Source organism: Prauserella salsuginis, from assembly GCF_024648885.1.
GTDB lineage: Bacteria > Actinomycetota > Actinomycetes > Mycobacteriales > Pseudonocardiaceae > Prauserella > Prauserella salsuginis.
Map to the genome: position 1 here is coordinate 839073 of NZ_JANBBF010000009.1, position 17788 is coordinate 856860.

Below are 17788 nucleotides of genomic sequence, written 5' to 3' on the forward strand. Positions count from 1 at the left end.
TGGCCGGAAGCGTGCCGGCTTGCGCACCTGCGCACCGGCACAGCAGGTTGATCGTCATGCAGATGGTCGGAGGGGGCCGCACTCCCAGACAGCGGCGCGTCACGGACGCAGCAATCGAGATCATCGCCACGGACGGTTTGCGAGGGCTGACCCATCGGGCGGTGGATATGGAAGCGGGTTTGCCCGCCGGAAGCACCAGCAGTTGCTTCCGGACGCGGCTCGCACTTCTCGGTGGAGTGCTCGACCGGCTCGTGGAACTCGATGAAGCGGTGCTCGAGCAGCTGCCGACCACCGGCTGGGACAGCCGTTCGATCGAACATCGGGAGCGGCTGGTCGAACTGCTGGCTGAGCTGCTCACCTACTGGCTCGGGCCAGCGCGCTCACGTACCCGCGCTCGGCTGGAGCTGTACTTGGACGCGGCCCGGCGCCCGGAGCTGGCCGACGCGCTCCACGCGGCCAACCGGCGCTTCCTTGATCGCGCGAGCGCGGCGATGGGCGCCTCCGGCGTTCCCGTACCCGAAGAAACGGCCCGGTTGCTGCTCGCTGGGCTCGACGGCGTGCTCTACGACGCCCTCGCTCGTCCGTTTCTCGGCGGTGACCACCCGGCCAGGCTGAGGCGGGCCGTTCAGGCCGCGGTGGACGGTGCCGTTCCCCGGACCTGAAGAATCGCTACAGGTGTAGTACGTTGCCGTTGTCGTCGATGGGGGTGTATGGATTTCATGCCCGAGAGCTCCCATGCTGCGCGTGCTGTCCCGCAGTGGCGTGGCCACACGTTGTCGTACCTGCCTGGTGAGGTCCTGCTGTCCGCGTATCGACGGCGAGGGCCGGTGACGGGTATCGGCCGCTACGTGTATCTGCTCGGTCCCGAGGCCAACCGGTTCGTCTTCGCGTACTCCGAGTTGTTTCGTTGGCGCGAGGCCTTCGAGGGCTTGATCCCTGTGGACGGGTCGACGTCGCTGATCGTCAGCGACGGCACTGCGCACCGGCGCCGACGGCGGCTGGTCCAACCAGCGCTGCACCACCGGCAGATCGAGAACTATCTGGACATCATGGCCGACAACGCCGACGCCACCGTCGATGAGTGGCGGCCGGGGCAGCGCGTCGATCTCTACCAACAGTTCCGCTCTGCGATCCGGCGCAGCACGATCGAGTCGTTGTTCGGCAGACGCCTGGCCGCGGAGTCGGTGTTCTTCGGGACGCAGCTACAGGTGCTGCTCGACCTGGTCGACCATCTGCCGCAGGCCGTGACCTGGCAGTGTCGGTTGCGCACACCGCAGTGGCGGCGCGCGATGAGGGCCCGTGCCCGGGTCGACGACCGGATCGCCGGCGAGATCGCGCGAGCGCGCAGCGGCTCGATCGATGACGACGACCACGTTCTGGCCTCGCTCGTGCACGGTCGCGACGAGACCGGCGACGGCCTGAGTGACGAGGAGGTCCGCGATCAGGTGGTGACGCTCATCGCTGCGGGCTTCGAGACCACTAGCGCGGCGGCGGCCTGGGCGGTCTACGCCATGCTCACCACGCCCGGGGTGTGGGACTGCGCCGCCGCCGAGGTGAGTGAGGTGCTCGGCGACCGACGGCCCGGTCGTCAGGATCTGGCACGGCTCACCTATCTGGACGGTGTCGTCCGCGAGACGTTGCGGCTGTACCCACCGGCGGTGGTCTCCGCGCGCAAGGTCGCGAACGGGTTCGAGTTCGCGGGGCGGGAGGTTCGGGCCGGAAGCATGCTGCTCTACAGCCCGTACGTGACGCACCGACTTCCCGAACTGTGGTCCGAGCCCCTGCGTTTCCGACCGGAACGGTGGATAGCGACCGAACCCGACCACCGGAAACCGGCCCCGCACGAGTACCTGCCGTTCTCCGCAGGCCCCCACCGGTGCATCGGCGCGACGCTGGCCACGACCGAGCTCACCGTGATGCTTGCCCGGCTTCTTGCCCGGAGGGTCCTCCACCTCCCCGAACAAAACATCCGACCGACCAGCTTCGCGGCCATGCGGCCGAAACACGGTCTGCTCGTCGACATCCGCGAGTAGGTACGGCTGATCGGGCTTCGGGTAAACGCTGCGCAGGCCGCGGCCGTGCGGCAACCATCTGCGCTCATCGGGCCGGCGTTCGCAACGTTCCTGCCCAGCCTGCCCACTCGCCCGTGACATAAGCGCCCATGGACAACGACGGATGCGGCGACGGCGAGAACGTCCGGATGCGCGAAGCGATCAACCGCGCCGACGACGAAGCACAGCTGGCGCAGGTCGGATGCTCCGCTCGACCGGACTACCCGACGAGCACACCCGAACGTATGCACCGCATGCGCCACGGGTCGATACCTGCAGCGTTGATCTACCGGCCCGCGACGATCGGGCGGGACCGGGCCGTCACTGAGCGGCTCGACAAGGTCGTCCAGGGGCGACGTTGATGACGGCCAGTTGCTCGGCCGTGGCATGCAGGGCGAACGGCGCGCCGCTCATGATCGGGAGTGGGCGCTCGTTCCGGCGGGACATACGCACGGCCGGAACACACGAAACCCCAGGCCAGGGCCCTGGCCTGGGGTTTCGTGCTCTGAGCGGGCGACGGGAATCGAACCCGCACCACCAGTTTGGAAGACTGGGGCTCTACCATTGAGCTACGCCCGCATGCCGCCGGTGACCGGCTGCGTGGGCAGTCTACCGGTAGCGCTATGGTGTATTCACACCACCCCGCGTGGTGGCCGGGGTGTGGCGCAGCTTGGTAGCGCATTCGCTTTGGGAGCGAAGGGTCGCAGGTTCAAATCCTGTCACCCCGACCGTCGGAGGTCGCCTCTGACCTGCAGGAACGCTGCGGGTCAGAGGCGACTTCGTCGTTACTGGGGGCTGGGCCGCCCGGTCCGGTCGCATGCAGCGCGCGACCGCGCCACCGCCCGTCGTCGACACGAGGTATGTCGCGGACCGAGCTCAGCACCTGACCCAGCCGCGGCCGTTGCCCCAGCCGCACCCGTCGAGCCATCGGCCGTGGGCGTCGCGCAGCGTGGCGCCGTCGCCGGTGTTGTTCCAGACGTACGACGTGCGGCCCCAGTAGCGGTGCCACGGATTGTTCTTCCCTCGGCCGGTGTGCACCGTGATCTCCTTGCCGGGCATCACGGTCGTCTGCGGGAAGCGGTACGTGTGTCCTTGGCGGTCGTGCACTCGGAAACGAGTGATGTTGATGGGCACCCGGGACGTGTTCCGCAGTTTGACCCACTCGGCGTTGAGGCTGCTGTTACTGCCTCGGTCCGTGCCGGGGGAGTCGTATTGGACGGCGGCGATCTGCATCCGCGCCGCGGCTTCCGCGGGAAGCGCGGTGACGAGGCCGAGTGTCAGCATGCCGACGGTGAGCAGGACTGTGGCGAGGGATCTTCGCATGGCGAACCTTCCGGGAACGCGGCCCGGCTGCACCGCGAGCGGCCGATGGATGTGCCTTGACGTCGGACCACGAGGCGCTGCCGTTACAGGCCCCGATGTTCGGGAGTACGCGCCGGTCGTCGACCGTGCTCCGTGGCTCACCGAGACACCCCCGAGTGGCGCCGGCGATGGTGCTCCTCGGCCACCGGCGGGTCAGTCCGCCGTCGCGATGTCCTCGACCGCGGTCACGAGCTGCTGCACCTCGGATTCGGTGGTGTACGGAGCGATCCCGGCGCGGACGGCGCCCGTGTCGCCGAGGCCGAGGCGGCGGGAGCATTCCAGCGCGTAGAACGTGCCCGCCGGTGCGTTCACCCCGCGCTCGGCCAGTCGGGCGTAGACGTCCGCCGGGGCGAGGCCGTCCACCGAGAACAGCACCGTCGGCGTGCGCCGCCGCATCCGCGAGCCGTGCAGCGTGACGCGGCCGGTCGCAGCCAGGCCGTCCTCCAGGTTCGCCATGAGGGCGTCCTCGTGCCGCGCCACGGCGTCGAACGCGGCCGCGAGCGCGTCCCGTCGCGACACCGTGGGCCCGCCCGCCCCGATGCCGGCGAGGAAGTCGACCGCGGCCGTCGTGCCGGCCAGGAGCTCGTACGGCAGAGTGCCGAGCTCGAATCGCTCCGGCACGGCGTCGGTGGAGGGAGCGAGCTTGTCCGGCGTCAGCGTCTCCAACAGCTCCGGCCGCGCGGCGACGAACCCGAGGTGCGGCCCGAAGAACTTGTACGGCGAGCACGCGTAGAAGTCCGCGCCGAGCGCCTCGACGTCGATCAGCGCATGCGGCGTGAGATGCACGCCATCCACATAGGACAGCGCACCCGCCTCGCGGGCGGCGGCGGTGATCGCGGAGATGTCCGGTCGCGTGCCGAGCAGGTTCGACGCCGCGGTCACGGCGACCACCCGCGTGCGCTCGGACAGCAGCTCGGTCACCGCGGCGACGTCGAGCTCGCCGGTGACGGCCTCGAACTCGGCCCATCGGACGGTCGCCCCGCGGGCCTCTGCCGCTTGCACCCATGGCCGGATGTTCGCGTCATGGTCGAGCGTGGTCACGACCACCTCGTCGCCGGGGCCCCATCCTTTCGCGAGCGTGCGCGCGAGGTCGTAGGTCAGTTGCGTCATGCTGCGCCCGAACACGATTCCGCCGGGCGCGGCGCCCACGAGGTCGGCCGCGGCGCGGCGCGCGTCGAGCACGATCGCGTCGGCCCGCCGCTCGGCGGCCGTGTTCGCGCCGCGGTTCGCCACGGCAGAGCAGAGCGTGTCCGCCACGGCCGAGGCGACCGGCCGCGGCACTTGGGAACCGCCGGGCCCGTCGAAGTGCGCGGCGCCATCGGCGAGCGCGGGGAACTGGGAACGGAACTGGGTGACGTCGAAACCGGCCATGCCCCGAGTATGGACCAGTCCACGCGAGGGGCCGCCCGGCGCAACACGCGCCGGGCGGCCCTTCATGCGGTGCGGGACTGCTCGTTAGTGCGCGCTCGCCTTCTCGGCGCCTGCGCCCGTCAGCGAGCGGACCTCCATCTCCTTGTGCTTCTCCTCGAGGTGTTCCTTCGACGTGAGCGTGCCGATGATGCCGAGCAGGAACGACAACGGGATCGAGACGATGCCCGGGTTCGACAGCGGGAACCACGCGAAGTCCGCACCCGGGATCATCGCGTCCTCGCTGCCCGACACGGCGGGGGAGAACACGATCAGCACGAGTGTGGTCGTCAGACCGCCGTAGATCGACCACAGCGCGCCGCGGGTGTTGAACCGCTTCCAGAACAGCGAGTACAGGATCGTCGGCAGGTTCGCCGACGCCGCGACGGCGAACGCGAGCGCCACCAGGAACGCCACGTTCTGGTCCTTCGCGAGGATGCCGCCGATGATCGCGACGGCGCCGATCACGCACGCGGTGATCCGGGCGACCTTCACCTCGGTGGTCTTGCTGTCGACCTTGCCCTTCTTGATCACGTTGGCGTAGACGTCGTGTGCGAACGACGCCGAGGCGGTGATCGTCAGACCGGCGACGACCGCGAGGATCGTCGCGAACGCCACGGCGGCGATGAAGCCGAGCAGTACCGGTCCGCCGAGTTCGAGTGCCAGCAGCGGAGCCGCCGCGTTCTCGCCGCCCGGTGCGTTGGTGATCGTGTCGGTGCCGACCAGCGCCGCGGCGCCGTAGCCGAGCACCAGCGTGAACAGGTAGAACAGGCCGATCCACGAGATCGCCCACACCACGCTGCGCCGCGCCTCCTTCGATGTCGGCACCGTGTAGAAGCGCATCAGCACGTGCGGCAGGCCCGCCGTACCGAGGACCAGCGCGATACCGAGTGACAGGAAGTCGAGCTGCGTCGTGCCGCTCTCGCCGTACTGCTCACCCGGGTTCAGCAGCGCGTCGCCGCCGCCTGCGGCCTGAGACGCCGAGCCGAGCAGCTCCGACAGGTTCAGGCCGTACTTGCCGAGCACCCACACGGTCATCACGGCCGTACCGGCGATCAGCAGGCCCGCCTTGATGATCTGCACCCAGGTCGTGCCCTTCATACCGCCGACCAGCACGTAGATGATCATCACGATGCCGACGACGGCGATGACGACGCCCTGTCCGACGTCGCCCTCCACGCCGAGCAGCAGCGACACCAGGCCGCCCGCACCGGCCATCTGCGCGAGCAGGTAGAAGAACGACACGGCCAGCGTCGACGTGGCGGCCGCCGCACGCACCGGACGCTGCCGCATCCGGAACGCCAGTACGTCGCCCATCGTGAACTTGCCCGTGTTGCGCAGCAGCTCCGCGACGAGCAACAGCGCCACCAGCCAGGCGACGAGGAAGCCGATCGAATACAGGAAGCCGTCGTAGCCGTAGACGGCGATGGCGCCGGCGATGCCGAGGAACGACGCCGCCGACAGGTAGTCACCGGCGATCGCGGTGCCGTTCTGCGGTCCGGAGAACGACCGGCCCGCCGCGTAGTAGTCGGACGCGGTCTTCGTGTTCCGGGAGGCGCGGAAGACGATCACCAGCGTGACGATCACGAAGAGGGCGAAGATGCCGATGTTGACCAGCGGGTTGCCGCCCTCGACGCTGCCCTGAGCGAGTGTGCTCACTGCTTGTCACCACCTTCGACCTCGGCCCGGATGCTCTCGGCGATCGGGTCCAGCTTGCGGTTCGCGTAGCGCACGTAGAGCCCGGTGATCACGAACGTCGACACGAACTGCAGCAGACCGAGGATCAGGCCCAGGTTGATGTTGCCCACGACCTTGATCGACATGAAGCCGTGCGCGTAGTCGGCCAGCAGTACGTAGGTCAGGTACCAGACCAGAAACAGCGCGGTCATGGGGAACACGAAGTTCCGCAGCCTTCTGCGCAGCCGCTGGAAATCCTCGCTCGCGTGGACTCGCGCCCACGTTTCCGCCTCAGGTGGCTGAGGCTCGGTGGAATTCACGGTGACCTCCTTGTCACGGTGCACGCCTCGGAAAAGGCACGGGGAGTGTGCTGTGCGCGACACCGTAAGCGCGGGCCGGATCCGGGTGAACCGGTCAGCGGCCCAACCGGCGTGTGATGCGACGAACGGCCGACGAGCGGCGTGCGGGCCACGACGAGTGGCCCAAGTCACGCGCGGCACCGTCGCTCTGAGTGCGGGACACGAACGGCGAGAGACGGTGTTCGTGCAGGTGCAGTCGCAGCATCGCGGCTGTCGCCCACGGGGCAGGCCGGCCCAGCCGCGACACGACGATCATGGTGAGGAACGCGAGCGGGACGGTCCACGGTGCCGGCTGGGCGACCAGGATCGCCACCCAACCGTCCAGATCCGGCCCGCCGACGTTGACCAGGAACGAGCCGATCGTGGACACCAGACCTGCGGCGACGCCGGTGATCGCGCCTACGGCCGTGAGCCGGCGCCACCAGATGCCCAGCACCAGCAGCGGGCAGAACGTCGAAGCCGCGACCGTGAATCCCCAGGTGACCAGTGTTCCGGCGTCGAAAGCGGCTGCGGGCAGGGCGAGCAGCACGATCACCGCCGCCGCGCCGACGACCGCCAGACGCAGCTGTCTCAGCCCGCCGGGGACCAGGTCGTGGGAGATGGCCCCGGACACCACGAGCAGCAGTCCCAGCGACGTGGCGAGGAACGCCGCGAACGCGCCGGCGGTGAGCAGTCCGGTGAACACCGTTCCCGCCGTGCCGTCGTCGACCTGTGCGGGCAATGCGACGACGGCACTGTCCGTGGCACCGGTGAGGTACAGATGGGGCACGAGTACCCGGCCGAGCACGCCGTAGATGCCGGGGAACAGGTAGAACACGCTCAGCAGGGCGACGGTGAACGCGGCCGTGCGGCGTGCGGCGCGGCCGTCGGGACTGGTGTGGAACCGCATGATCACGTGCGGCAGCCCCATCGTGCCGAGCATCGTCGCGATCAGCACGGCCCACGTGCCCAGTAGCGGATACCCCTCGTCGTCGAAATCGAGCAGGGGCCGCTCCCAGCCGTCGGCCCCGGGCACGGCTTCACCGCGGACCTCGGGTACCGGGGTGCCGTCGGCGAAGGTGACGGTCGTTCCGGGCGGCACCTCCCACGGGCCCGGCTCCAGTTCGCGCAGACCGCCGTCGCGGCCGACGACCTCGACACCGGTCGGGACGTCGAGCGTCGCGCCGACGCGGAAGGAGACCGTCGTGTCGTCGCGGAAGTGCGTGAACTCGGTCGGTTGTGTCGCCTCGGTGCGCACGTCCGGTCCCGCCTGGATGAGCAGCCACATCGCGGGCACGATGAACATCATCAGCTTGAACACGAACTGGAACGCCTGGACGTACGTCGCCGCCCGCATTCCGCCGAGCGCGAGGGTGGCGCTGACGACCCCGCCCGCCAGGACCACGCCCACCCAGTAGGGCGTCTCGGTCACGACGCTGAGGACGAGTCCGGCCGTGCGGAACTGCGGCACCAGGTACAGCACACCGATCACGAGGACGACCACCGCTGCGAGCCTGCGCAGCGTGGCCGAGCCGAGCCGCGCCTCGGCGAAGTCCGGCACGGTGAGCGCTCCCGACCGGCGCATGGGGGCGGCCACGAGGGCGAGCATCGCGATGTATCCGGCCGTGAAGCCGACCGGATACCAGAGGGAGCCGATGCCGTCCTTGACGACCAGCCCCGCGACACCGAGGAACGAGGCCGCCGACAGGTACTCGCCGGACACCGCCGCGGAGTTCAACAACGGCGACACGCGGCGGGAGGCGACGAGGAAGTCCGAGGTGGTGCGCATCGCTGCGACACCGCGCAGGCCGATCAGCATCGTCACCAGCACGACCGGCGCGACCGCGAGGGCGACGATCACGAGGCGCCCTCGCGCGCCGGTTGTCCGGGGCCGGCGCTCGGGTCACCGTGGCCGCCGTCGTCGGAGCCGGCGGGCGCCTCCGGGTCGAGCAGGTCGCGCTCCGCCCGCTCGGCGCGGCGCAACTGCCAGAACGCCATCGCGACCATCGCCGGGAACGGCACCAGCACGATCGCGGCCCACGACACCGGCACGCCCGCCACGCGCATGTCGTCCAGCGCGGGCCACAGTGACAGTGCGAACGGCAATCCGAAGATCAGCGCCCCGAGCGCCGCCAGTGCAGCGATCGCACGGCGGCGGCCGGCGCGGTACAGCGCGATCGCACGCGGCATCTCGGCCGGATCGAGCGTCGTCGGCCGCCACGGCCCGCGATAGCGCCTGCGGGCGTGCGCGAGCCGGGTCTGCGGACTGGTGACGGCGACACGGCGACCGGTCATGTCGGCCGTTCGAACTCGCCCTGCTGCGCGGCTTTGAGCAACCGCTCCCTGAGCTGCCGGGCATGCCGCCTGCTGACCGGAACGTCGCCCAGGTCGGTATGGGCCAGTACGCCGCCGACCGAATCGCTCCGCAGCTCCCGCACCGCCGACAGCGCCACGAGGAACCCTCGGTGCGTCCGGACGAACCCGGCGCCCTCCCAGTACTCCTCCAACCGCGAGATCGGCATGCGCACCAGGTGCACGCCCGACGGCGCGTGCAGTCGGACGTAGTCACCGTGCGCCTCGGCGAAGCGCACCTCGCTGCGCTGCACGTACCGCGTCCTGCCCGCGACCTCGACGGGCAGCGCGGCCATGGCGTCGGGCACCGGCGCGTCCGCCGCCTGCCGTGCCGGCTGCTCATCGGCGCCCGCCATCCGGGCGACCCGGCCGAGCGCATCCGCGAGCCGTTCCGCGCGCACCGGCTTGAGCAGGTAGTCGACCGCGCCGATGCCGAACGCGGCGATCGCGTGCTCGTCGTAGGCCGTCACGAAGACGATCACGGGTGGCGTCGCGAGCTTGCTCAGCAGTTCGCCCAGCTCGATCCCGTCGAGCCCGGGCATCGCGATGTCCAGGAACACCGCGTCGTACTCGCCGCCCCGGATGGAGCGCAGGGCGTCGAGCGGATCGGCCGCTGCGGTCACCGACGCGACCTCGGGTGCCTCCCGCAGCAGGCTGCAGAGGTCGTCCAGTGCGGCGGGTACGTCGTCGACCGCCAGCACCCGGAGCCCGGGCGCCGAGGTGTGCAGCGGCTGCGGGGTCTCCTGCACCGTCACGGCACGACCCCCGGTTGGAACCGGGGCACCCGCACCACGACGCGGGTGCCCTCGCCCTCGGCCGTTTCCACCACGAGCCCGAACCACGGCCCGTACACGTTGCGCAGTCTCCGGTCCACGTTGGCCAGTCCCATGCCTCCGGTATCCCGTGTGTCGGCGCCGCCCGCCGCCAGCAGACGTTCGGCGTCGCGAGGGTCCATGCCGGCGCCGTCGTCCTCGACGGTGATGACGCAGTCCGATCCTTCCGCCTCGCCCAACACCTGGACGGCCCCACCCCCGGTGCGGCGTTCGATGCCGTGGCGTACGGCGTTCTCGACCAGCGGTTGCAACACGAGGTACGGGATCGCGACGGCCAGTACCTCCGGTGCGACCCGGACCTGCACCTTCAGCCGGTCGCCGAGGACTGCGCGCTGCAACGCCAGATACGTCTCGATCGCGTGGAACTCGTCCGCCACGGTCGTGTACTCACCGTGGCCGGCGAGGCTGTAGCGGATGTAGTCGGCGAAATCGAGCAGCAGTTCGCGGGAGCGGGCCGGATCGGGGCGCACCAGCCCGGCGACGACGGTGAGCGCGTTGTAGACGAAGTGCGGCGAGATCTCTGCCCGCAACGCCCGTAGCTCGGCCTCGGCCGCCTCTTCCGCGGACGCCTCCAGCCTGCCGCGCTCCAGGGCGGCGACCAGGACGCCGCTCACCTCGCGCAAGGCCGACACCCGCGTCGTACCCGCGACGACCAGCACACCGGCCAGCTCGTCGTGGACGACGAGCGGCTCGGCGACGACCTCGGCCCGGCGGCGGCGGTGTTCGCTGTGCAGGACGTCGTCGACGAGCGCCGCGACGTCCACGTCCCGGGGGAGCGCCCCCGCGACGGTGAGCTCACCGGACAGGTCCGACAGAGCCACGCCGTCGGATGCGAGGAGCCGCCGGATGCCGCGGGCCGCGGATCGGACACGCGGCCCGCTGAGCCCGTCGACCAGGTCGTCGGCGATGTGCCGGGCCGTCCGCAGGATCGCCGCCGGGTCGCGCAGCCTGCGCGGCCACGCGAGCCCGCCCACGGGCTCGTGCTGCGCTGGCACGGACATGCGAACTCCCGGTAGCGCCGACGACTGCGTCCTACGTCCTGGGCGGTTCACCGTTGCGGGTCACCGACGGTGTGAATCTAGCGTGAATCTAGCCGCCCGGCGTACCCAGCGTGAAGGCCCGTGCACCTGGCGGGCCGACCGGGTGCCCCAGGCGGAGCGGCACCCGCAGGCGCGGCCGCGACCAGCGAATGGCCGCGACCCATGTGAGTACCGGCGGCGGAGCGGACACCCGTATCGGACCGGATCGAAATCGATACCGGTTGGGACTGTCCGTAACGGTCGCGCTGATCCATAATCGAAGGTGGTGATGCCGTATGGGCCTGCGTGACGAGGAACGGCGACAGCTCGCCGAGATCGAACGCCGCCTGGGCGAGGACGACCCACGTCTGGCCCAGCGCCTGGCCACTCTGCGGCCCGGCACCTCACGGATGCTGTGGATCGGCGCGGGCCTGGTCGCCCTCTTCATCGTCGGCGGCGTCGTGATCGCGCTCGGTGCGGGCGCAGGCGCGCCCGTCGTGGTGGCGCTCGGAGTCATCATCGCCGCCGGGGTGCCGACCGCGGTCATCTGGCGGGTGTGGCTGCGCAAACTGGACACCGGTGGCCGTGACGGACAGGATGACGGCTCCGTGCAGGGCGGCGCGTCCGGCAAACGTTCCGCCGAGGGCCACGGCAACGGCCACGGATTCGGCCACGGATTCGGGTTCGGCAAGCGCAAGGGCGGCGCCGGCGGCACCGGTGACGGCCCGGATGCCGGCTCCGGCTCCACCGACTGACGACCCGTCGCGCGCCGGCCCGCGTACGGTCCGTGAGGGGCGGCCCCGCCTCCGGAGGTCCGCTGACTTAGACTCGGACATCGGTTCCCCATCGTCACCTGCGGTGCCCGTGGGCGAGCCCGTGAACCATACGCACGCCTGCGCGCCCACGCGGCGTGGACCTGCGCGTGCGACATGAGTCCGAAATACCGACCGATACCACTGTCCCGGCTAGGAGAAAACGTTGAAGAGCACCGTCGAGCAGCTGAGCCCGACGCGCGTGAAGATCAATGTCGAGGTGCCGTTCGACGAGCTCAAACCGAACTTCGACCGCGCCTACAGCAAGATCGCTCAGCAGGTCCGGATCCCCGGCTTCCGCCCCGGCAAGGCACCGGCGCCCGTCCTCGAGAGCAGGATCGGCCGTGCCCCCGTGCTCGACGAGGTCGTCAACGAGGCCATTCCGGCGAAGTACATGGAGGCCGTGCAGACCGGTGACGTCCGCACGCTCGGCCAGCCCGAGTTCGAGATCACGAAACTCGAGGACCGCGACGTCCTCGAGTTCACGGCCGAGGTCGACGTCCGTCCCGAGATCACGATCCCGGACCTGGACGACCTGTCGGTGACCGTGTCCGACGTGGAGGTCACCGACGAGGAGGTCGGCGAGGAGCTCGACAATCTCCGCGCGCGGTTCGGCACGCTGGCCGGTGTCGACCGGCCCGCCGCCCACGGCGACTTCACCTCGATCGACCTGTCCGCGACCGTCGACGGCCAGGAGGTCTCCGAGGCCTCGACGTCCGGCCTGTCGTACGAGATCGGCTCCGGGCAGCTCATCGACGGCATCGACGACGCGTTGGTCGGCCTGTCCGAGGGCGAGTCGGCCACGTTCACCACGAATCTCCTCGCCGGTGAGTACGCGGGCAAGGAGGCCGAGGTCACGGTCACGCTCGGCAGCGTCAAGGTGCGGGAGCTGCCGGAGGCCGACGACGAGTTCGCCCAGCTGGCCAGCGAGTTCGACACGATCGACGAGCTGAAGGCCGACCTGCGCGAGCGTCTCGGACGTTCGAAGCGCATGCAGCAGGGCGTCGAGGCGCGCGACAAGGTGCTCGAGCAGCTGCTCGAGCGCGTCGACGTGCCCGTGCCGGAGAAGGTGCTGCAGGGCGAGATCGACAACGCCAAGCACGAGGCGATCCACCCGTACGACCACGACGAGGAGGCCTACAAGAAGGCCCTCGAAGCCCAGGGCGGCGACCCGGAGGCGTGGGAGAACGAGGTTCGCACCGAGGCCGAGAAGTCGGTTCGCACGCAGCTGCTGCTGGACACGCTTGCCGACGAGAAGGACGTCCAGGTCGGCGACCAGGAGCTGACCGAGCGGATCATCTACCAGGCCCAGCGTTTCGGCGTCAGCCCGGACGAGTACATCCAGCGCGCCCAGCAGTCGGGCCAGCTGGGCGCGATCTTCGCCGACGTCCGCCGTGGCAAGGCGCTGGCGGTCGTCGTGCGCGGCGCCACGGTGACCGACGAGTCGGGTGAGGCGCTCGACCTGGCCGAGCTGTTCGGTGAGGACGAGTCGGAGGCCGAGGCCGACGACGCGGCGACCGGTGCGGACGAGGCGCAGGAGGACACCGAGGCCGGGGAGCAGGACACGTCCTCGGACAAGTGATTTCTCTTCATGCTCTGAGCGAACTCGGGCGGTGTCAGGACTTCTGCGCCGCCCGAGTTCGTTAGGGTCGGTTGCAAGATCTGAGACTTCGAAAAAAGGCAGGCAGACGTGACGCAGCACATGCCCGAGGGGCGCACCAGCACCGCGGGACTGAACCTGACCGACTCGGTGTACGAGCGGCTGCTCCAGGAACGCATCGTGGTGCTGGGCTCCGAGGTCAATGACGAGGTCGCCAACCGCATCACGGCGCAGCTGTTGCTGCTGTCGGCGGAGGACTCGCAGTCCGACATCCGCTTCTACATCAACTCGCCGGGTGGCTCGGTCACGGCCGGTTTCGCCATCTACGACACGATGCAGCTCATCGAGCCGAACGTGGCGACGTACGCGATGGGCATGGCCGCCTCGATGGGCCAGTTCCTCCTGTCGTCGGGTACGCCCGGCAAGCGCTACGCGCTGGAGCACGCGCGCATCCTCATGCACCAGCCGTCGGCCGGTGTCGGCGGTACGGCGTCGGACATCGCCATCCAGGCCGAGGTCTTCGGCAAGTGGAAGCAGGAGCTGGCGCGCATCACGGCCGACCAGACGGGCCAGACGGTCGACCAGGTCCTGGCCGACGGTGACCGCGACCGCTGGTTCACCGCACAGGAAGCCCTGGACTACGGCTTCGTCGACCAGGTGCTGACGCGTGAGAACCCCGCGCCGGGCTCGAACTCGAACTGACCGGGACCCGAGAAGGAGACCATCGATGAGCAACTTCCAGCTTCCTCAGTCCCGGTACGTGATGCCCTCCTACGTGGAGCGCACCAGCTACGGGATCAAGGAGTCGAACCCGTACAACAAGCTCTACGAAGAGCGCCAGATCATGCTGGGTGTGCAGGTGGACGACGCGTCGGCCAACGACGTGATGGCCCAGCTGCTCCACCTCGAGCACGAGGACCCGGACCGGGACATCATGATCTACATCAACTCGCCGGGTGGCTCGTTCACCGCGTTGATGGCGATCTACGACACGATGCAGTTCGTACGCCCCGACATCGCCACGGTGTGCCTCGGCCAGGCTGCTTCGGCCGCGGCCGTGCTGCTGGCGGCGGGCACGAAGGGCAAGCGGTACGCACTGCCGAACGCCCGGGTGCTGATCCACCAGCCCGCCACCGAGGGCACCTACGGCCAGGTGTCCGACCTGGAGATCCAGGCCGCCGAGATCCAGCGGATCCGCCGGCTCATGGAGACGACGCTGGCCCAGCACACGGACAAGAGCGAAGAAGAGGTCCGCCGGGACGTCGAACGTGACAAGATCCTGACGGCCGCGGAGGCCAAGGAGTACGGGATCATCGACGAGGTGCTGCCGTACCGCAAGGGCACCGGCTCGAACTGATCGACCCGCCGCCGGGCGGGAGCGTGTCGTCACCCGACAGGTTCCCGCCCGGCGGGCTATGGTGTCGGGAAGGCCGTCGAGCGTTCCTCACGTGAGTGGGGACGATCCGGCGGACTCCCATCGGTCCCGCCCGGCGGGTACCGTCAAGAGACAGCGCGTGGCGCCTGTTCACTGTGTCCACCAGGCGGCACCGAGAACGAGTCAGGTGCGCCTGACGCACCGGAGGGGACGAGGTCAGCGGCCATGGCACGCATCGGCGAGGGCGGAGACCTGCTCAAGTGCTCGTTCTGTGGGAAGAGCCAAAAACAGGTGAAGAAGCTCATCGCCGGACCAGGCGTCTACATCTGCGATGAGTGCATCGATCTCTGCAACGAGATCATCGAGGAGGAACTGGCCGAGGCCGGCGACGTCAAGCTCGACGAACTGCCGAAGCCCGCGGAGATCCACGACTTCCTCGAGCAGTACATCATCGGCCAGGACGAGGCGAAACGCGCGCTGGCCGTCGCGGTGTACAACCACTACAAGCGCATCCAGTCGCAGGGTTCGGCGGGTCCCAAGGATTCGAAGGACGAGCCGGTCGAGCTCGCCAAGTCGAACATCCTCATGCTCGGCCCGACGGGCTGCGGCAAGACCTATCTCGCGCAGACGCTCGCGAAAATGCTCAACGTGCCGTTCGCGATCGCCGACGCCACGGCGCTCACCGAGGCCGGCTACGTCGGCGAGGACGTCGAGAACATCCTCCTCAAGCTGATCCAGGCCGCCGACTACGACGTCAAGCGTGCCGAGACGGGCATCATCTACATCGACGAGGTCGACAAGATCGCCCGCAAGTCCGAGAATCCGTCGATCACCCGCGACGTCTCGGGGGAGGGCGTGCAGCAGGCGCTGCTGAAGATCCTCGAGGGCACGACCGCGGCGGTCCCGCCGCAGGGCGGCCGCAAGCACCCGCACCAGGAGTTCATCCAGATCGACACGACGAACGTGCTGTTCATCGTGGCCGGTGCGTTCCAGGGGCTCGAGGCGATCGTCAACGAACGCGTCGGTAAGCGCGGGCTCGGATTCGGCGCGGAGATCCGCACGAAGCAGGAGATCGAGCAGAGCGACGTCTTCAGCGAGACGATGCCTGAGGACCTGATCAAGTTCGGGTTGATCCCCGAGTTCATTGGCCGCGTTCCGGTCATGGCCAGCGTGACGAACCTGGACAAGGCCGCGCTCGTGCAGATCCTCACCGAGCCGCGGAACGCGCTCACGAAGCAGTACACGAAGCTGTTCGAGCTGGACAACGTGGAGCTCGAGTTCACCGACACGGCGCTCGAGGCGATCGCGGACCAGGCACTGCTGCGCGGAACCGGCGCCCGGGGCCTGCGAGCGATCATGGAAGAGGTGCTCCAGCCGGTCATGTACGACATCCCGAGCCGCGAGGACGTGGCGAAGGTCGTCATCACCGAGCAGACGGTGCGCGAGAACGTGAACCCGACGATCGTGTCGCGGCAGCCGTCCCGGCGGCGTAACGGTGAGCGCGGGGAGAAGTCCGCCTGACCGGGCGGGCGCCGCTGATGAAGACGTCGCACCGCTCGCCCACTCGGGGGTTGCCGACGCTGCAGCGGACAGCTGGGGACATGGTGAACGAATCCGATGACGTGGCGGCACGTCTGGTCGCGGCCCTGCGCCTGCGGCAGCCGCGGGTGCAGGTGGCGATCGCCGGCTTTCTGGTCGTTTTCATGGTGGTGTGCGTGATCGCGACGATCACGCGCCTGTCGCTGCTGCCGTTGTTGCCGCTGCTGTCGTTCGCGGGGGCGTCGGCCGCGGCGTGGCGGGCGCGGACCGCCGCGGACGACCGCCACGCGGTCGCGTGGACGACGGTCGTGGCTGGTGGGGTGGCGCTCGGGTTCTGGCTGCTCGGCATGATCAACCGGGTCTGGTGAACCCCGGGCGATGTGAACTCCGGGCGACGATGCGTCCACGCGGAGGTTTCGCGAATCCGTGTCGTGGCTAACCTCTCCCGGTAGGGTGTGCCGACGCGAAGAGGACGCCACGCTGTGACCATGATGGGCGAGCTCGCCACCGGCGAGTTCTCACACGAGGCTTTGCTCTACCGCGACGAGAACGCCTACGTGAAGGCGATCACGGCGTTCGTCGCGAATGGCATTCACAACGAGGAGCCGGTCGCACTCGCGTTGCCCACCGACAAGCTGGCGACGGTGGAGCAGGCCCTCGGTGACACCGCCGCCGACGTCGTGTTCATCGACATGGCTGAAGCCGGTCGCAATCCGGCGGCGGTCCTCAGTGGGGTGCTCCACTCATTCGCCGACAGTCACCATGGAAGGGTGCGGATCGTGGGCGAACCGATCTGGCCGGAGCGTTCCGCGGCCGAGTACACCGCCGCGGTCGAACACGAGGCGCTGATCAACGAGGCCTTCGCGGGCACGCCGGCGGTCATCCTCTGTCCCTATGACGCGTCCCGGCTGGGGCGAACGGTGCTCGACGACGTCCTGGCGACCCATCCGGATCTGGTCGATGAGACGGGCAGGCACGCGAGTGACGCCTACGATCCGAACGCCGTGATCGATGACTGCAATCGGCCGCTGCCTGTGCCGTCGTCGGTGTCGGCGCTCCGATTCGACGTGCACACGCTCGCCGAAGCACGGCGCTTCGCCGTCGCGCACGCGGAATGCCACGGCGTGGATCGCGACCGGCTGCCCGACATCGCGCTCGTCATCGGCGAGCTCGCCGCGAACAGCGTGCAGCACGGGGGCGGCTCGGGAACGCTGGGTGTGTGGCAGGACGCCCCGACCGGAGCGGTCGTGTGCCAGGTCGACGACGCGGGCAGCCACACCGACCCGTTCGCCGGCCGGCTCCCCGTGCCTGCCGAGCAGCTCGGCGGGCGGGGGCTGTTGCTGGTGAACCGGCTCGCCGATCTCGTGCGGACCTACCGCGGCGCGGGCCACACCGCCACGCGCGTGTGGTTCGACCGGTAGCG

18 protein-coding genes and 2 tRNA genes are annotated in these 17788 nt (G+C 69.5%); 11 read left to right on the top strand and 9 right to left on the bottom strand.

Annotated features, from left to right (window positions below; translation table 11 throughout):
• The first annotated feature begins 56 nt into the window (after positions 1-56).
• The 3 genes from LY40_RS10645 to LY40_RS10655 all read left to right on the top strand — a co-directional run bounded on the left by LY40_RS10645 (position 57) and on the right by LY40_RS10655 (position 2413).
• Complete coding sequence (locus LY40_RS10645) at positions 57-662, top strand: TetR/AcrR family transcriptional regulator (protein ID WP_258936682.1); 606 nt, start codon at positions 57-59, stop codon at positions 660-662.
• A gap of 57 nt (positions 663-719) precedes the next feature.
• Entirely contained in the window at positions 720-2033 is a 1314-nt protein-coding gene (locus LY40_RS10650) for a cytochrome P450 (protein ID WP_258936683.1), read from the top strand.
• 128 nt (positions 2034-2161) lie between these two features.
• Entirely contained in the window at positions 2162-2413 is a 252-nt protein-coding gene (locus LY40_RS10655) for a hypothetical protein (protein WP_258936684.1), read from the top strand.
• 146 nt (positions 2414-2559) lie between these two features.
• Here the strand turns inward: LY40_RS10655 and LY40_RS10660 are convergent.
• Positions 2560-2630: transfer RNA gene (locus LY40_RS10660), tRNA-Gly, on the bottom strand.
• A gap of 75 nt (positions 2631-2705) precedes the next feature.
• Here LY40_RS10660 and LY40_RS10665 point away from each other — a divergent pair.
• Positions 2706-2779 (top strand) — tRNA-Pro (locus LY40_RS10665).
• A gap of 148 nt (positions 2780-2927) precedes the next feature.
• On the opposite strand, the gene LY40_RS10670 is transcribed toward LY40_RS10665, so the two are convergent.
• The 8 genes from LY40_RS10670 to LY40_RS10705 all read right to left on the bottom strand — a co-directional run bounded on the left by LY40_RS10670 (position 2928) and on the right by LY40_RS10705 (position 11021).
• Positions 2928-3374, bottom strand: coding sequence for a lamin tail domain-containing protein (locus LY40_RS10670; RefSeq protein ID WP_183783925.1), 447 nt, complete (start codon positions 3372-3374; stop codon positions 2928-2930).
• Positions 3375-3566: 192 nt separating this feature from the next.
• Positions 3567-4784, bottom strand: coding sequence for a cysteine desulfurase-like protein (locus LY40_RS10675; protein ID WP_258936685.1), 1218 nt, complete (start codon positions 4782-4784; stop codon positions 3567-3569).
• Positions 4785-4868: 84 nt separating this feature from the next.
• A complete protein-coding gene (locus tag LY40_RS10680; protein WP_258936686.1) occupies positions 4869-6479 on the bottom strand; it encodes a monocarboxylic acid transporter in 1611 nt (536 codons plus the stop codon).
• A complete protein-coding gene (locus LY40_RS10685; RefSeq protein ID WP_183783931.1) occupies positions 6476-6817 on the bottom strand; it encodes a DUF485 domain-containing protein in 342 nt (113 codons plus the stop codon). Before LY40_RS10685 ends, LY40_RS10680 begins: the two co-directional genes overlap by 4 nt.
• Positions 6818-6911: 94 nt before the next feature.
• On the bottom strand, positions 6912-8696 hold the full coding sequence (locus LY40_RS10690) for a sodium/solute symporter (RefSeq protein ID WP_183783933.1): 1785 nt from the start codon (positions 8694-8696) through the stop codon (positions 6912-6914).
• A complete protein-coding gene (locus LY40_RS10695) occupies positions 8693-9130 on the bottom strand; it encodes a hypothetical protein (protein ID WP_258936687.1) in 438 nt (145 codons plus the stop codon). The genes LY40_RS10690 and LY40_RS10695 overlap by 4 nt, the downstream gene beginning before the upstream one ends.
• Positions 9127-9942, bottom strand: coding sequence for a LytR/AlgR family response regulator transcription factor (locus LY40_RS10700; RefSeq protein WP_258936688.1), 816 nt, complete (start codon positions 9940-9942; stop codon positions 9127-9129). The genes LY40_RS10695 and LY40_RS10700 overlap by 4 nt, the downstream gene beginning before the upstream one ends.
• The gene (locus LY40_RS10705; protein ID WP_183783937.1) at positions 9939-11021 is read right to left on the bottom strand and encodes a sensor histidine kinase; all 1083 of its coding nucleotides are present in this window, start codon (positions 11019-11021) and stop codon (positions 9939-9941) included. Before LY40_RS10705 ends, LY40_RS10700 begins: the two co-directional genes overlap by 4 nt.
• A 314-nt stretch (positions 11022-11335) precedes the next feature.
• Between LY40_RS10705 and LY40_RS10710 the strand changes: the two genes are divergently transcribed.
• From LY40_RS10710 to LY40_RS10740, 7 genes are all read left to right on the top strand, one after another.
• A complete protein-coding gene (locus LY40_RS10710; RefSeq protein WP_183783939.1) occupies positions 11336-11794 on the top strand; it encodes a DUF3040 domain-containing protein in 459 nt (152 codons plus the stop codon).
• 223 nt (positions 11795-12017) lie between these two features.
• Entirely contained in the window at positions 12018-13433 is a 1416-nt protein-coding gene (tig, locus tag LY40_RS10715; protein ID WP_183783941.1) for a trigger factor, read from the top strand.
• Positions 13434-13541: 108 nt separating this feature from the next.
• Positions 13542-14153: a ClpP family protease gene (locus LY40_RS10720; RefSeq protein WP_183783943.1), complete on the top strand. Its 612-nt coding sequence runs from the start codon at positions 13542-13544 to the stop codon at positions 14151-14153.
• Positions 14154-14178: 25 nt separating this feature from the next.
• The gene (locus tag LY40_RS10725; protein WP_183783945.1) at positions 14179-14808 is read left to right on the top strand and encodes an ATP-dependent Clp protease proteolytic subunit; all 630 of its coding nucleotides are present in this window, start codon (positions 14179-14181) and stop codon (positions 14806-14808) included.
• A 243-nt stretch (positions 14809-15051) separates the two neighbouring features.
• Positions 15052-16347: an ATP-dependent Clp protease ATP-binding subunit ClpX gene (gene clpX, locus LY40_RS10730; RefSeq protein ID WP_183783947.1), complete on the top strand. Its 1296-nt coding sequence runs from the start codon at positions 15052-15054 to the stop codon at positions 16345-16347.
• 80 nt (positions 16348-16427) lie between these two features.
• Positions 16428-16733, top strand: coding sequence for a hypothetical protein (locus tag LY40_RS10735; protein ID WP_183783949.1), 306 nt, complete (start codon positions 16428-16430; stop codon positions 16731-16733).
• 120 nt (positions 16734-16853) lie between these two features.
• Positions 16854-17786 (top strand): anti-sigma factor RsbA family regulatory protein, encoded by a 933-nt coding sequence (locus LY40_RS10740; protein ID WP_258936689.1) that lies wholly within the window; start codon positions 16854-16856, stop codon positions 17784-17786.
• Positions 17787-17788: the final 2 nt, after the last annotated feature.

Coding starts and splice junctions, on each gene's coding strand:
- LY40_RS10670 (WP_183783925.1), bottom strand. CDS start 3,374: ATGCGAAGATCCCTCGCCACAGTCCTGCTCACCGTCGGCATGCTGACA.
- clpX (WP_183783947.1), top strand. CDS start 15,052: ATGGCACGCATCGGCGAGGGCGGAGACCTGCTCAAGTGCTCGTTCTGT.
- LY40_RS10710 (WP_183783939.1), top strand. CDS start 11,336: ATGGGCCTGCGTGACGAGGAACGGCGACAGCTCGCCGAGATCGAACGC.
- LY40_RS10740 (WP_258936689.1), top strand. CDS start 16,854: ATGATGGGCGAGCTCGCCACCGGCGAGTTCTCACACGAGGCTTTGCTC.
- LY40_RS10650 (WP_258936683.1), top strand. CDS start 720: ATGCCCGAGAGCTCCCATGCTGCGCGTGCTGTCCCGCAGTGGCGTGGC.
- LY40_RS10705 (WP_183783937.1), bottom strand. CDS start 11,021: ATGTCCGTGCCAGCGCAGCACGAGCCCGTGGGCGGGCTCGCGTGGCCG.
- LY40_RS10675 (WP_258936685.1), bottom strand. CDS start 4,784: ATGGCCGGTTTCGACGTCACCCAGTTCCGTTCCCAGTTCCCCGCGCTC.
- LY40_RS10725 (WP_183783945.1), top strand. CDS start 14,179: ATGAGCAACTTCCAGCTTCCTCAGTCCCGGTACGTGATGCCCTCCTAC.
- LY40_RS10645 (WP_258936682.1), top strand. CDS start 57: ATGCAGATGGTCGGAGGGGGCCGCACTCCCAGACAGCGGCGCGTCACG.
- LY40_RS10695 (WP_258936687.1), bottom strand. CDS start 9,130: ATGACCGGTCGCCGTGTCGCCGTCACCAGTCCGCAGACCCGGCTCGCG.
- LY40_RS10655 (WP_258936684.1), top strand. CDS start 2,162: ATGGACAACGACGGATGCGGCGACGGCGAGAACGTCCGGATGCGCGAA.
- LY40_RS10735 (WP_183783949.1), top strand. CDS start 16,428: ATGGTGAACGAATCCGATGACGTGGCGGCACGTCTGGTCGCGGCCCTG.